The organism is Pseudobutyrivibrio xylanivorans (genome assembly GCF_008935055.1).
GTDB classification, from domain to species: Bacteria; Bacillota; Clostridia; order Lachnospirales; family Lachnospiraceae; genus Pseudobutyrivibrio; species Pseudobutyrivibrio xylanivorans_A.
In genome coordinates this window covers 2,343,184-2,357,154 of the sequence record NZ_CP043028.1, presented here as the reverse complement: position 1 = coordinate 2,357,154, position 13,971 = coordinate 2,343,184, and the positions used below count along the sequence as shown (strand labels likewise).

The following is a 13,971-nucleotide window of genomic DNA, read 5'->3' as shown; positions in this document are numbered from 1 at the left end:
CTGTTACGCACTCTTTTGAAAATCTAACTTTAAGTTTCCTTTGACAATCAAGTCTTCGCACGGCTTGTAACCGTGCCTTATCATATGACTCATATTTGTAGAAAATAAATCCTTTGCAGAATATAAATCTGGATAACTTACTCCATATTTCTCAAACAATTCCTTCATTAAACGAGTAATCGCTGCTGATTCAAATGCCACCCCACATATTGCACTTACTGGAATGTATCTATAAATCAACACCTCAGCCTGATCATCCGTTGGACAGCGATCAAGCATTAACGGGCTCCTATGTCTATAACCAACAACACTATCAAATGACTTACTTAAGTTCTCTGCCTGGTTCCCAATATAACGTCCCTTGGAAGATGCTGAGTTAATTGGACAAAACAATGTACTTTCTTCTCTACAAATATTTGCATCAATAAAAATTACAGCCCAAGTATTAACCTTAGGATTGACATCCTTTTTAGCGTTGTAGTACCACACATTAGGATATTCAATAGAGGTTGAAATATAATCTGTACATCCATCACGTCTTTCCGGATCATTTTTATACAGACCTGTTCCCTCATAAAAATCAGTAGCCCAGATACCTGTACCGCCGTATAAAATCGAAAAGAGCTTATCGAGCTGTGTCATATGACAAAGTCTTCTAATATTATGTTCAGCTAATACAGTTTCAATGTTCTGCTTCATATAATCACCCCAAAGTAAAATTATGCCGCTGGATACAAGTAACTTCTAGCAGGTGTAGGCAAAACTGTCAGCATAGTCTTGTTATTAAAGATATACAGCTTATCTCCAAACAGAACGTATTCATCTCGCTCATTACTATATTCATACTTTGTAATTACCCAGTTCTTAAGATATCCCTTTATCTGCTCAGGCCTCAGTCCATTAACATATACTTTAGGAATCATACGATCTGATGCTTTCTTGTTCCAGCCATTGCGCTCCTTTAAACGCGAATACGCATGCTTTGTAATTACAACTTCACTTCCATAAGAACTCATATCTTACCTCCACTTTCCTACTTATGTTTTTAAGCCACTTCTTTAAGGATGTAACCACCTTTACTTTTGTCATACACAACCATATCTGTAACTGTACCGTCTAAGACTTTTCTATCAGCCAGATAACACCTTATCTCATTCAGGTCTCTCTGTATCGTTCTTCTATCAACATCAAACATGTTAATAGCGTCAGTAGTCACAACAACCTTACCAGCCTTCATCTGGTCATACATATAAAGAACCCGAAAATACTTCTTTCCCTTCATACGTGTACCTCCTCGCTAGTATCCATGAAGCCTTGCATTATCAGCGCGCTCATTAAATTCCTTTGCCTTTTCATATGCCTTTTTTGCATATCCGTAATGATATCCATCATTCGAATTCTTCGCATATGCATATTCACGATCAGCCTTCTTCTTCCAATATGCTGCTGTCTTTTCCATCTGTGAAATGTATGCTTCCTGTGTTCTCTTTGCCATATCAAAACCTCCAATTAATCTTCCTTAATAACTGCTACAATAATATCTACAATTCCGTGTCCAATAATCGAAATAATAGGTCCTACCATTAATGATCACCTCTTTCCTTTGATGATTCCACAGCATTCACAACAGCTCCTGCTCCTGCACCAGTTACAGTTCCAATTGCTCCGCCAAGTTCTGCTGCGGTTAATGTTGTTCCAACAGCTACAGCACTACCTACAAACAATGCTGGAATTGAAACTGGGGCTGTTAATGCAACAACTGCTGTTGTCGTAACTCCTCCAACGAGAGTTCCAATTGCTGATCCGAGAACTCCACCAATTCCTGCACCTTCTGCCATTCTTGTAAATAACATAATTCTTACCTCCATTGTTCTTTTGTTTTCTTTTGATATATAAATCTTACCATTGCTTATTCACTGCATTTTCGAATTATACTATTATTGATTTAAGCCCACCAAAAGAGACCACCCACGAAATCGGAAATACCTTCTCCAATGCTGGAAACAGCATCGCCAATTCCATATGCGATATTTTCAACAGTATCGCCAATCCCTGAAGCCACATCATCAAAAAAACCATCTGTAACTTCGCCTACCGCACTACCTACAAGCACTGCTGCTCCAATACCTGCAATAACCGGACCAGCCACAGGAATAGCAGAAGTTGCTAATAATCCTCCAACTGCACCTGCTGTTACTTCACCAGCAACTGTTGCAACAGCTGCACTAATTGCACTTTCGGTACCCTTTGCAACTACATGACTAGTACATTCACCAATTGAATCTCCATTTACAATTGACTTTCCAACCTCAATTGCTGTAGTGATTCCGACTGCAGCTACAGTTGATCCCTTTACTGCATCTCCTAAGCTTGCAACCTTGATTGGCTGCTTAGTAAACTTATCTCCAATACGCTGTGTAGTGTCATGAGAGATTCCTGTTGATTTCATTGTCTTTGTCACCCCACTCGTTTTTGCTGCTGCATTATACTTCTCAGCAGCTTCGACAGTCCCACGAAGCTGGGCCTGCTGGTACTTTCCTGCCTTAACCTGATTGAGAGTCTTCTGTACACCAGCAGGACTAACTGTGTCCTTATACTGAATACGTTCTACAACCTTGCCCGCCTTAGTTGTTACTGCATCAACCTGAGTAGCCGTTGATGACTTCGTCAACTTAGTCACAGTATCTGGTTTTAAGATATTAGAAAGATTCGACTTATCATTTGCCATAATTTCAAGTGCATTTCCCGGAGCTCCTTTAGGACTATAGGCGCCCGCTCTACCTGCCATCCTGCCCATCACAGACCCTTCATATCCTTCTCTCGCAACCACCGCTGTAATTCCTAACTGATTTCCGTTATTTTTACTACTTGCCATAACATTTACCTCCGAAATTGTTTGTTGTTTTCTTTTGATAGGTTTATACTATAACTATAAGTTCAGTTAATTTTCGAATTATATAACAGGAGATTTTTTATGAACAAGAAGAATAATGCTAAAGAACTATTGATAAACTACTTACTTTCCAACAAAGGATCCGATATTTTAAGAGAATCAATAATCAAAGATACTGGCATATCAAAATCTCGCCTAAGCGAATTAATCAATGAACTTCGCTCGGACGGTTATGAAATATCCACACCCAATAGGAGTGGTATTGTTCGGCTTGAAAGCAGTGACATTCTTATAGATAGCTTTACTAACAAACACATACGTCAGTGGCTGATTCTTCTTATTTTATCCAAAAATTTACAAGCCACTTTTTCCGAAATTATAGGTAAACTTTTGTCTTTAGCTGATAGTAGCTACATGTATGAGAATATCAATTTTGACGAAAATTATTCCGACATGGATATCATTGAATACTTAAATAGTAATAACAGGACTCTTATTGAAGATATTAATCAATACCTTTCAATACCAACACTAAGAAAGGATCTTTCAGAATTATGTGGATTAGATCTAATAGAAAGAAAAAGAGTTCAATATAAGGACGGAATTCACGTTGTATATAGCCTCACAGAGAAGGCGCCGCGTATTCTTTTTGAAAGCGAAGATGAATTATACGATTTTATGATATTCTATGATAACTGCAAAGATTCTACTCTAGAATCAATTCAAACCAAAGCTTCTAAAATATATGATTGGGATACATACGATACCGCTACTCATATTTATGGTAAATCAACACATATAGATAAGGCTCAGTTATCTGCCCTTAACAGGTTCACATCATATAAGTATAAAGAAAAAGCTCTAATTATTGAATATACAGGGATAAATGGTCCTATTTCCATACAAATCAATTCTGGACTCATTTTTTATAGTATGGAAACCTCTTGTTTCTATTTATTATGTCTCAACATTACAGAGAATATGATTGCGCAGCTTCGATTAGATAGAATAGACCATATTGCAGAACTACCGGAAAAGAATCCTTCATATCGTTCTCTAGAGATAATGAGGATATATACTGAGATGTTCTCAGCATCATACTCACCTACATTGTCTCATGTGAAAGTCATCTTTCAGGAATTTGGTAATATCCCAGAAAGGGTTAAATCCCTTCATAAGAGACGAAAGAATTCCAAGCTATATACGCTTGAATCTCCAATAGAAGGTATACCACATACTCTTGTTTACGAAGACGATGTTAGAGGTCTATCAGCCTTTTCCAGATACGTTAGAAGTTTTGGAAGTAGTGCATTAGTGATCGAGCCAAAGGAGCTACAAGATAACCTAATAAATTCATTCTCACATGTATTAGCAAATTACGAAAGGGGTATCCAATGAAAATAGATAACAGATTAGACATTATTGCATATATGTTTTCACTGATTATTTCTGAAAAGTATGATGCCACTATAAACAGCTTATCCGATTCATGTAATCTACCCATACAGCAGACAAGAAAATGTATTTCTGCACTGTTTCAGAATCCAATTTTACTTAGCCACCTATCTTCAACTTTGGAAATATCTGATGAAGATGATGATCCATTAGAAAGCGCTAGGTTTTTTTTAGATAAACTAGTAAATGGAGAATGTGATGACGCTGTCATTTACTTGACAGATATGGATTCATTTACAGAAGAATATTTACTACTCCCTGTAAATCCAATAGAGATAAGCACATTGAGGACAGCATACCCAAATCTTCTCAAAAACCACATGACAAGCTTATTTGAAACTAAAGACTCCATTGATGCGATTCCCCCTCAAATTCTTGAAAGACAAGACACCATTCAAGATGCCATAATGCGTAATAAACAAATTGAATTCATGTATAAAACGCTTCGTGATGGGACCTTTAAAATAAAGTGTAGTCCTGTTGAAGTGATACAGAATATTACTTCACATACTCTTTATATAAAGGATACGCAGAATAACTACTACCGGCTTGATAGGGTAAAAGATTCTATCAAAATACTAAAGGATTCTTCAGATATTAATACGTACGTTGCTGACAAATATCACAAATATTTCTGGGGAACAGAGTACAAGGATCATGGGGAACCAGTTCATGTAAAGATTAGAATATCCAATGAGACCAGTAATATATTAGAGAAAATAAAGCGAGACACCGCTCTACGCAGCCAAACAAGCGCCCTATATCAGGAAGGTAAATACTATTTTTACGAAGATGATATTCTAGGAATACAAGATTTTAGAAGATGGCTTAGAAGCTATGGCTCATCAATAACAGTAATCGAACCACATGAGCTAATTCAAGATATCGTAGGCAGTGCTCAGAAAGCATTAAGTTACTATAAAATACTAAATTAACAAAGCGACAAAGCATGACAGCCACATAAATGGCTGTCATGCTACAGAGTGCAGACAAAGTCCGCGGCGATTGCCGCGGATTTTTCTCATATCAGGATATATTTTTACAAAAAGGAGTTAGATAAGGCCTATCTCAGGCCATCTCTAGCCTCCATTCATGCTTAATTTTTGCTAACTTCTTGAGATTCATACACGCAAAAGTAAGCGCCGCCTTCATTTTCATCCGCGCCTTACCGTACATCTGCGTGTATCTGAATCCGTGGTTCTCCTTGGCTGTTCCAAAGATTCTTTCTATCGTTTCCTTTCTATGAGAATATAGGTCTTTCATCCCAAGGGTACATCTGATGTCTTCACACTGTTCCATGTAGTCTTCCCATATATGCCGGGTGATTATCTTTACATGATTCTTGCTGAGTGTACACCGCTCAAGATATGGACAGCTCTCACAAGTGGTCCCACAGCTCTTATATTCCCTGTATCCTTCACGATTGGTTGTTGAATACTTCAAGACCTGATTGTTAGGACATATGTAGCAGTCATTGTATTCATCATATGCATACTCGTACTTTCTGAAAAATCCTTTTTTGGTCATTGGCCTTTTGTAAGGAAGAAGCGGTGTTATGCCATCGTCCATGAGCATCTTTGCTATGGCTGGTGTCTTGTATCCTGCGTCGGCAACGATTGTTTTTACACCGATATCTTTAATCTTATCGTAAAGTCCTTTGAATGTACGGCTGTCATGTTCATTGCCTGGATTGACAGTAAAATCTAAAATCCATCCGTTTTTATCACAGACTGTTTCAATACCATATGCGAATACATGCTTATGCTCACCTTTTCTGAACCATCCGCTTTCGGGATCAGTCGTGCTACATCTTATCTTCTTGGTGTCTTTGGGAACGTCATCCGTGAAATCACTGAAATCATCATGACCACCGGCCCCTTTATCATCGTCATCATCCTTGTCTTTTAGCGGCTTCTTTCCGTGCTCAACCCGGTCTTCGTTTAATTCTTTCTTTAGCATATCTTCATAGAAAAGAGTTTCTTGTTTTGCAATCCGGTGCTGCATTTTTCTGTTATTGGCTCTGGCTTTAACATGGGTCGCATCAACAAACACTTCTGAAACGTCTGAGTTCTTCAGACGTTTTAATAAGTACATAAGCTATTTGATTACTATTAATATGTTGGCTTTGGTGGTTGCCATCCTTCTTCGTAATGAATAGAATTTAAAAATGTTTTTCCTGTACCAAGTATCATATATGTAACACCATCTCGTACAACAAAAGCCCCTTTCTTTTCCTCCTCTGTAAGTTCCAATTCTATGGTTCTACGCGTTCTAACATCACAAGCATGCGTTTTATTTACTTCTATAATACCCTGTGTTTCATATTGTCTTAATATATTTTCTGCATCATTTATAACTATCGAATAATCACAATTATAAAGAAGCATAATAGCCGCAAGATGATATTCCTCACCATTTTGAGATCTGCCAATGATATTATCATTACATCCAATTGTAATTTGATAACAGCCTGTCGTAAAATCCTTGAATATTTTAAGAGCAATTCTGTGCTCCATATTCTTTGCATCCACGTCAAAAGCTTGCCCTTTCGCTGTATTGTATGCCTTCTTCAAAAATTCAAGATTTGATATTCTACAATCCTCATGATTATTGTTCATGTGGTCAACAACATATCCCTTTTCTGTCATATCATCGAGTACATCTTGTCCATACCATTTTGCAACAATATATCTATGTAGTAATCCCAAAGAACCATTTTTTAAGTAACCTTTATCTTCGGAATCACTATTCGGATTTGTGAGACTCCACGTCCTTGAAGTTAATTCCTCATAATAATCTTCACGATATGTAGTAAGAGCAACAAAAGGCCACCCCTCTCTCATAATGTGCACATCACCATTTACTATTTCAAATTTATTTTTACTCTCTCTAGGCACTGTTTATCCTCTCCTTCTAAAAACTAAGCATACCTACTGGCTCAAAGCTTCTTATACCTTTCAGTACCAACAGAATCCTTACCATCATGTATAACGTTTTTTACTTCGCCACTGTCAACATTCTGATACAGCCAACGACCAATAAGCGCAGGAGGTGCATCAATCAAATCTCGAATAATAAAGGTTGTTCCTGGTTCTAGTTTTTCAATTCTTTCTATTAGCTGTTTGTATAGTGATGCATACGAGCGATCACCACACGCTCTAGCCTTACATAGCTCTGATATATTAGGATAACCGTCTTTTCTCATATCTTCTTCAAGCTTAATTTTCTGCTCATCAGATATCGTGAACTGTACTCTATAGCTCATATTTCAACCTCCATTTCTATATACAGACGATTGTTCATTCGTCTGTATATAAGATACCATGGGATTGAACAATCGTCAAGACTATTCTTCCATTTCAGCAACGATTTTTATATGTTCAAGAGCTATACTTCTTCTTTTATCCGTTTTCATCCCTTTCATCAATGAAACAACAGCGGATATATACGGGTCCTCGTCAGCTGGAGATTCTCCATTCATGATATATTCTGGGGTAGAATGTAATAACTTAGCAAGGTCAACAAGAATATCACCACTTATTCCTCTTCTATTTGATTCATACCCATAGATAACACTTTTCCCCTCCATGTGAAGAGCAAATCCTAATTCCTCTTGGCTCATTCCCATTTCAGTACGTAACTTCTTAATTCTTCCCCCAACTGTTGTTACATCAATTGCTCTATTATTTCTGTTTACTTTCTTCATAATCTACACCCTTTCCGGTGCCTTCCAAAACAGAAGCAAACCGAAAAAGAGCGCAAAAATAAAAAGAGCACTGCAAAACAACTACTAAATCTCTTAGTATGTAAAAACATACTTCAAGTTAGCTTCTGTTTTGCAGGCCCTTTTTAATCTGAATAGATGTCTTACGCCCTTGCTGCATCTATCCGTAGTAAATACGACTCTCTTCACAAACTCTTGGATGCCAGACGTCACTCATTTGTAAGTCCTTTAATGCCATACTGACGACCAATCCAGCAATCTCCCTGGCATCCTCATAAATATTTAATTGTAAATCTAATTGCTACTTGCCTAACTTGTTAAGCTTCGCAGCATATCCGGTTAATCGAGCATGTCTCTTCTTAGCAAGCTCCTCCTCAGATCTAGTATCATTAAATACGGATACCTTGCCTTTCTTCACGCACACAACAAGGCGGGCACCGCATTCCGGGCAAACCATATACGAAGTTGTACTAGCTGACTCCATAAGAAATGCCCCACATCTGTGGCAACATACCACACATTCCCCAGTTTTTTCCTCCTCAAAACTCACCAACATCACGCCTCCTTTGACTATCAAGGTTGATATCTCTCATTCGGAAAAGGGAAAGAAACCGATATGATGAGTGTACATAATTCTCCCGACAATGACCTTTCCGTAAGTGTAGTCAACACTGCCATTATCAACTGCAATGACTATTCTGATCTTTTAAACTGTTTAGCGCACATTATTCAAGGTTCTTAATGACCTTGACGGCTACACCCTGAATCTTACAGTCCGAAACAATGATGTCCTTCATGGTCTTATTCTCAGGATGAAGTCTGATCTTCTGATTCTCTTTGTCTACAAAATAGCGCTTCAGCGTGTTCTCATTCGCTACCAGGGCAACAACAATATCGCCATCCTTGGCTTCTGACTGCTTTCTGACAAGTACCAGATCTCCCGGAGATATTCCGGCTTCAATCATAGACTCGCCTTTTGCTCTAAGTAAGAAAAAAGTCCCTTTGCCAAACATCGAAGCAGGCAATGACACGTATTCCTCTATATACTCTTCCTCCAGCGTAGGAACGCCGCAGGAAACAGTACCAAGTAGTGCCACACTTGTAAACTCTGTCTGAACCTTCTCGGTCTGTTCAGTAGAAATCTGCTGGCCATCATATCTGATCATGCCATTCTCATTCATGGCTACCAGGTATTTATATGCAGTTCCTCTGGCAATACCGACCGCATTGGCAATCTCTGTTGTAGACGGTGAGTGGCGATAATTCTTGTAGTATTCTTCTACAAATGCCTTAATAGTACCCATAAGCTCTGTAGATTTGTGTCTCATACGCCGCTCCTTTCTAAAGGAAGCAATCTGCTTTTGTTACTTCCTGATTAAAAGTATAATACTTCGAACGTGCGTTTGCAATAACAATCTACAAAAATTTTGAAATGACCGATAAGCCGCGAAAATCGTGCACTCCCCCTTTTATGATACCTATGGTAACAAAAAGCCTGTCCCAATATAGGGACAGGCAAACATAACCATTTCAAATATTGACTATTTGAGCACTATTTGAATATCTATAATCTGTACTTATCTAAATTGAACCCCTGTTCTATGGCCTGTTGTACTATCTCTGCATCAGATAAAGAATCTATGCTCATCATATCCGAGAAACCTAACACACCAGAAAATGTAACCATTTCAGAACCATAATGGATTTCTAAATCTCTACGAAGCTCGTTCATGTCTATATTATAATCCATATTATCAAAGCTCCTTCTACTCATTTATCTTTTTTCAATATAATCAATATATCTTCTAAGTGCATATCGAAGCTGTGAGATATTAGTTACAACATTCTTGGAACCAAGGTTTAATTCTTTAGGTGGTAACAAACCTTTATCCTGATCCTTCTTCCCATACGATACTTTTTTAAGCAACGATACACATTTGTCTTTCTTATATGCCTTCTCAATGTCAACATCGAATGCTTTTTCTATCCTTTTACATCTAGATGCTGTGTCACTTATAGCTCGATGCTGAAGATTAGAATTATTTTCTAACCACTCTTTAAACTCAACTTTCTTCATTACATTCCCCTCCCATAAACCTATGTTCTAACTTTTTTTATATTATATCATATCATTTTTTGATATAATATAGCGTAAATAGCAACAATACGGAGGTGTATCATGGGTAATTTAATCATGCCTAAACAGACAGCTGCTCTTGATCGTTTTTTTTACTCCTTGGAAATATTCTATAAAGCTTATCAGAATAATGACCCAGACGTAACAAACGAAGACTTCAAAAGACAAATCACAAATCATTTTGAAGATTTACGCGAAAGAAACGACGGTGCAAAAATAGTAAAACAGTCAGAGATGACTAGATATTTTGGTTTTGCATATCACAGCTATGCCAACAACACAACAACCATAACTGATCGCGGAATTGATTTTTATCTTGCAAATAAAGATTCCGACACAAACAAATGTATGGATTTAATAATTGAATCATTAGAAAACGATACATTTGGAAGAAATAACACTGCGATAAAAACAAGTGATTCCTACATAGATCCACCTAAGCTTTTAACAAAGGCTGTTGTCGATTTTGATGGAATAAGTAGAAAGGATTTAGCTTTACTCCTCTATTTAACGCATGATATGGAGCTTTCATATGATGATGCAGGTGTAGAATTAAATCGATATAGAGCCAAAAGTGACGACATTTCAATTATTATCACTCCTGAAAAAGTGAACAAATACAGTGACACAAAATTTGCTTCATTTTTACAGAACATAGGCTTTTTAGTTCAAGATGACGAACGTAAATATCGTCTTTCTGCATATGTTGAGCGAATGTACAAGGATAGGATTAAAAATCTAAATATCTATAATGAAGAACCACCAGTTATAAAAAGTTCTAATCCTATTTTGTTTGATGATACATCAACAGATACAAAAGATACAGATTGTAACGCAAACTATAAAGAAAATGTATCGAAAACAGTAGCATACGATATTCATAGTTTAACATTTAAATCACAAAACGAACGTATTCCGGCAGCAAATCCTGAGGGAAAGAGTAATTATCGATACCCAACCGATACAAGATTGGCCAAGACCGCTTTAATGCTTTCAGGCTATTTATGTGAATTTGATGCAAGCCATAAAACCTTCACCGGTAAAAATGAGGAACAGTTTATGGAGGGACATCATCTAATTCCTATGACAGCTCAAAAAGATTTTGACATTAATCTTGATCGTATTGAAAATATAGTATCACTATGCCCAAATTGCCATAGTGCTATTCACTATGGTAATGATACCGATCGTAAAAAAGTTTTATTAAAACTCTATAATGAGCGTCAGGAAGAGTTATCTAGTGTAGGATTAAACATTTCATTTAATGATTTATTTAACAAATACTATCAGTGAAACTAAAACGGCAGCCTCTTATCTGAGGCTGCCATTCTTTTATACATTATCAACTAACGATTTAACGATATTTTTAACTAATACTGGAGGAATTCCCTCTCCGATAACCGATCTTATAAGCTTCTCAGTCGCCCATTCAGGAATGTTCCAATCCTTAGGCAAAGAAGTAACTAACATTAGTTCATAAATCGAAAAACATCTAGCATCTGAATAGATTCTTTTTGTATCATCATCACTTTCAACAATAGGTTTCCCAGGATGAACACAACATAATGAGGAAATAACTCCACTATTCTGAGTAATAGTCCTACAAGGTTTATCCCAAGCATGTCTTCTGTATGTATTGTAATGTCCGTTTACCTTTGTTCCATCCTTTTTCTTTGGATAGTAGAAATCATTATCAAAGGCTGTACATCCACTTGGTGTATGCATCATTGTTACTACAAGTTTTTTTGAATGTCTTGGCGGATAATGCCATTTAGATACTTTCAGGCCCTCTTCTTTTTTCTTTAAGTAATCAGGGAAAAGCTTTAGTGTTTCTTCTTCTCCCTCCATAAGAAAAGGATCAAGAGATGGAACATCCCAAAGAATATCACGCAATGTTATTTCCTTTTCAAAAGGCTTTGGCATTTCCCATCTATATTTTTGATCGTATCTAGTTAATAAAACGATATTTCGCTTGCGCATCTGCGGTACACCGTAATCTCTTGCGCTAACTAAACTCTCTTTTGCAAAAAAATAATCATCTGCAAACTCTCTATGTAAATATTCCGGAATTAATACATCCTCACCATCAATATTTACTATAGTTCTCAGCTGCTGCGGAACATTTTCAAGTAAAACATACTTTGGCTTTAGCTCTTTTATAGCCTTAACCGCATAATAGATTAGTTGATTTCTAACATCTTTCGGATCCATCTTTCCAGCTAAGCTCATTCCTTGACAAGGTGGTGTAGCAATCAAAAAATCAACTCCAGCAGCCTTCGATTTTTCCATTACCGTATTAAAAACTTCTTCATCCGTAATATCACCTATTACCATATCCGTATCTGGATAAAGATGTTTATAAAATTCGGCCCTTTCTTCTATTAATTCGTTCGCAACAACAATATCTATCCCAACATCTTTGAGATAGGTCTCTGCTATTCCAACATTAGAAAACAGAGATAATCCTTTAAATTTCATTTGGTAATGCCTCCATTATTTTTTTTACAAGCAATGGCGGAATACCTTCTCCAATTACAGAACGAATAAAATTATCACTATACCCAATCGGAATATCCCAGTTATCAGGCAATGACATAATTCTCATTAATTCAAAAATAGTAAGAACTCTTGGATCTGAATATAACTCAAAACCATCTTCATCCCTTCCAATCATCCTACCAGGATGAACGTTATTTTGAGAACCAATTGTTCTATTATACATAGTTACTGTAAATGCAGGTTTATCCCATTCTTGTCTTTTATAAGTATTCTTATATCCTCTTACTATATTGCCATCCTGCTTTTTAGGTTTAAATTCATCTATATTTTCAAATGCACTCTTTCCAGTTGGAGTATGCATCATAGCATATACCTGTCTATAAACATGCACTGGTGGAGTATGCCATTTTGAAATTGCGGCAGCTTCAGCTTTTCGTTTTTCATATTCCGGAAAAATTTCCAATTGTTTTTCAAATGGTACGTCTTTTATCAAAGGATCAAGAATTGGCAAATCGCCAATTGCATCCCTCATGGTTAATTGATTCTCCTCTTTATTTGGAAAATGCCATTTGACCTCATGGTCTTTTCTCGTCATCAAAAAAATTGCACGTTCCCTTGTTTGTGGTACACCGTAATCAGCAGCATTTACTACCTCATAATCGATATAATAATCTTGCCCAAGTTCGTTGCAGATATAATCAGGTATTAGAACTTCCTTTTCATCAATTAAAAGCCATGTTTTAAGTTGTTCTGGAACGTTTTCAAGCATGATAAATGAAGGTTTTATATTCTTAATTACTTCTAATGCATCGCATATTAATGCATTACGTGGATCTAATACGTCTTTTTTCCCAGCAGTACTCATTCCTTGGCAAGGAGGTGTCGCGATTATTAAATCTACTTTTTTTTCCTTTGCTTTTGATATTACCAATTCTTTATTCTTTTTATCTGTAATATCTCCTACAATCATCTCTGATTGAGGATACAAGTGCTGGTAAAAACTCGCTCTATCTGGTTCAAGTTCATTAGCTAAGACAACTTTTATACCAATCTCATCCAAATATGTTTCAGCTATACCAACATTTGCAAACAATGATAATGCTTTAATGTCCTTTGGCATTATTTTGTTCCTCTTCTTCAATTATTCTTCTGATGTATTCCACAAGAATCTGATTCATATTAGTTTTTCTCTTAATTGCTATAATCTTCAGTTTCTCATGCATTTCAGGTGTTAGTCTCACACTTACTCTTACATCTTCCATT

The 13,971-nt window shown here is 36.7% G+C and carries 19 protein-coding genes and 1 pseudogene; 3 read left to right on the top strand and 17 right to left on the bottom strand.

Annotated elements, in window-relative coordinates; genetic code table 11:
• Positions 1 to 3 precede the first annotated feature (3 nt).
• The 6 genes from FXF36_RS10585 to FXF36_RS10560 all read right to left on the bottom strand — a co-directional run bounded on the left by FXF36_RS10585 (position 4) and on the right by FXF36_RS10560 (position 2,875).
• Positions 4 to 699, bottom strand: coding sequence for a DarT ssDNA thymidine ADP-ribosyltransferase family protein (locus FXF36_RS10585; RefSeq protein WP_151623887.1), 696 nt, complete (start codon positions 697 to 699; stop codon positions 4 to 6).
• 20 nt (positions 700 to 719) lie between these two features.
• Positions 720 to 1,016, bottom strand: a complete 297-nt coding sequence (locus FXF36_RS10580) for a hypothetical protein (RefSeq protein ID WP_151623885.1) — start codon at positions 1,014 to 1,016, stop codon at positions 720 to 722.
• Between the two features lie 29 nt (positions 1,017 to 1,045).
• The gene (locus FXF36_RS10575) at positions 1,046 to 1,282 is read right to left on the bottom strand and encodes a hypothetical protein (RefSeq protein ID WP_151623884.1); all 237 of its coding nucleotides are present in this window, start codon (positions 1,280 to 1,282) and stop codon (positions 1,046 to 1,048) included.
• A gap of 15 nt (positions 1,283 to 1,297) precedes the next feature.
• Positions 1,298 to 1,495 (bottom strand): hypothetical protein, encoded by a 198-nt coding sequence (locus FXF36_RS10570; protein WP_151623882.1) that lies wholly within the window; start codon positions 1,493 to 1,495, stop codon positions 1,298 to 1,300.
• A gap of 88 nt (positions 1,496 to 1,583) precedes the next feature.
• Positions 1,584 to 1,853: a hypothetical protein gene (locus FXF36_RS10565; protein ID WP_151623880.1), complete on the bottom strand. Its 270-nt coding sequence runs from the start codon at positions 1,851 to 1,853 to the stop codon at positions 1,584 to 1,586.
• 92 nt (positions 1,854 to 1,945) lie between these two features.
• A complete protein-coding gene (locus FXF36_RS10560; protein ID WP_151623878.1) occupies positions 1,946 to 2,875 on the bottom strand; it encodes a hypothetical protein in 930 nt (309 codons plus the stop codon).
• 99 nt (positions 2,876 to 2,974) lie between these two features.
• Between FXF36_RS10560 and FXF36_RS10555 the strand changes: the two genes are divergently transcribed.
• Together FXF36_RS10555 and FXF36_RS10550 are read left to right on the top strand one after the other, a co-directional pair.
• A complete protein-coding gene (locus FXF36_RS10555; protein WP_151623876.1) occupies positions 2,975 to 4,291 on the top strand; it encodes a WYL domain-containing protein in 1,317 nt (438 codons plus the stop codon).
• Positions 4,288 to 5,283, top strand: a complete 996-nt coding sequence (locus tag FXF36_RS10550) for a WYL domain-containing protein (RefSeq protein WP_151623874.1) — start codon at positions 4,288 to 4,290, stop codon at positions 5,281 to 5,283. The genes FXF36_RS10555 and FXF36_RS10550 overlap by 4 nt, the downstream gene beginning before the upstream one ends.
• Before the next feature lie 151 nt (positions 5,284 to 5,434).
• On the opposite strand, the pseudogene FXF36_RS10545 reads toward FXF36_RS10550, so the two are convergent.
• From FXF36_RS10545 to FXF36_RS10510, 8 genes and pseudogenes are all read right to left on the bottom strand, one after another.
• Positions 5,435 to 6,412: pseudogene (locus tag FXF36_RS10545) on the bottom strand (IS1182 family transposase); the annotation flags it as partial.
• A gap of 47 nt (positions 6,413 to 6,459) precedes the next feature.
• A complete protein-coding gene (locus FXF36_RS10540; RefSeq protein WP_151623872.1) occupies positions 6,460 to 7,245 on the bottom strand; it encodes an HNH endonuclease in 786 nt (261 codons plus the stop codon).
• Positions 7,246 to 7,286: 41 nt separating this feature from the next.
• Positions 7,287 to 7,613, bottom strand: a complete 327-nt coding sequence (locus FXF36_RS10535; RefSeq protein WP_151623870.1) for a hypothetical protein — start codon at positions 7,611 to 7,613, stop codon at positions 7,287 to 7,289.
• Between the two features lie 81 nt (positions 7,614 to 7,694).
• On the bottom strand, positions 7,695 to 8,054 hold the full coding sequence (locus tag FXF36_RS10530) for a helix-turn-helix domain-containing protein (RefSeq protein ID WP_151623868.1): 360 nt from the start codon (positions 8,052 to 8,054) through the stop codon (positions 7,695 to 7,697).
• A gap of 319 nt (positions 8,055 to 8,373) precedes the next feature.
• Positions 8,374 to 8,622 (bottom strand): hypothetical protein, encoded by a 249-nt coding sequence (locus FXF36_RS10525; RefSeq protein WP_151623866.1) that lies wholly within the window; start codon positions 8,620 to 8,622, stop codon positions 8,374 to 8,376.
• Between the two features lie 175 nt (positions 8,623 to 8,797).
• The gene (gene lexA / locus FXF36_RS10520) at positions 8,798 to 9,400 is read right to left on the bottom strand and encodes a transcriptional repressor LexA (protein WP_151623864.1); all 603 of its coding nucleotides are present in this window, start codon (positions 9,398 to 9,400) and stop codon (positions 8,798 to 8,800) included.
• A 236-nt stretch (positions 9,401 to 9,636) separates the two neighbouring features.
• Positions 9,637 to 9,822 (bottom strand): hypothetical protein, encoded by a 186-nt coding sequence (locus FXF36_RS10515; RefSeq protein ID WP_151623862.1) that lies wholly within the window; start codon positions 9,820 to 9,822, stop codon positions 9,637 to 9,639.
• 24 nt (positions 9,823 to 9,846) lie between these two features.
• A complete protein-coding gene (locus FXF36_RS10510) occupies positions 9,847 to 10,149 on the bottom strand; it encodes a hypothetical protein (RefSeq protein WP_151623860.1) in 303 nt (100 codons plus the stop codon).
• A 102-nt stretch (positions 10,150 to 10,251) separates the two neighbouring features.
• Here FXF36_RS10510 and FXF36_RS10505 point away from each other — a divergent pair, with 102 nt between their 5' ends.
• Positions 10,252 to 11,502 carry an HNH endonuclease gene (locus FXF36_RS10505; RefSeq protein ID WP_151623858.1) on the top strand — a complete coding sequence of 417 codons (1,251 nt, stop codon included), beginning with the start codon at positions 10,252 to 10,254 and terminating at the stop codon, positions 11,500 to 11,502.
• Between the two features lie 39 nt (positions 11,503 to 11,541).
• Here the strand turns inward: FXF36_RS10505 and FXF36_RS10500 are convergent, their stop codons facing one another.
• The 3 genes from FXF36_RS10500 to FXF36_RS16350 are packed head-to-tail and all read right to left on the bottom strand — an operon-like array spanning position 11,542 to position 13,970.
• The gene (locus FXF36_RS10500; protein WP_151623856.1) at positions 11,542 to 12,687 is read right to left on the bottom strand and encodes a DNA cytosine methyltransferase; all 1,146 of its coding nucleotides are present in this window, start codon (positions 12,685 to 12,687) and stop codon (positions 11,542 to 11,544) included.
• The gene (locus FXF36_RS10495) at positions 12,677 to 13,828 is read right to left on the bottom strand and encodes a DNA cytosine methyltransferase (protein ID WP_151623854.1); all 1,152 of its coding nucleotides are present in this window, start codon (positions 13,826 to 13,828) and stop codon (positions 12,677 to 12,679) included. The genes FXF36_RS10500 and FXF36_RS10495 overlap by 11 nt, the downstream gene beginning before the upstream one ends.
• Positions 13,812 to 13,970 carry a hypothetical protein gene (locus tag FXF36_RS16350; RefSeq protein ID WP_167511362.1) on the bottom strand — a complete coding sequence of 53 codons (159 nt, stop codon included), beginning with the start codon at positions 13,968 to 13,970 and terminating at the stop codon, positions 13,812 to 13,814. Before FXF36_RS16350 ends, FXF36_RS10495 begins: the two co-directional genes overlap by 17 nt.
• Position 13,971: the final 1 nt, after the last annotated feature.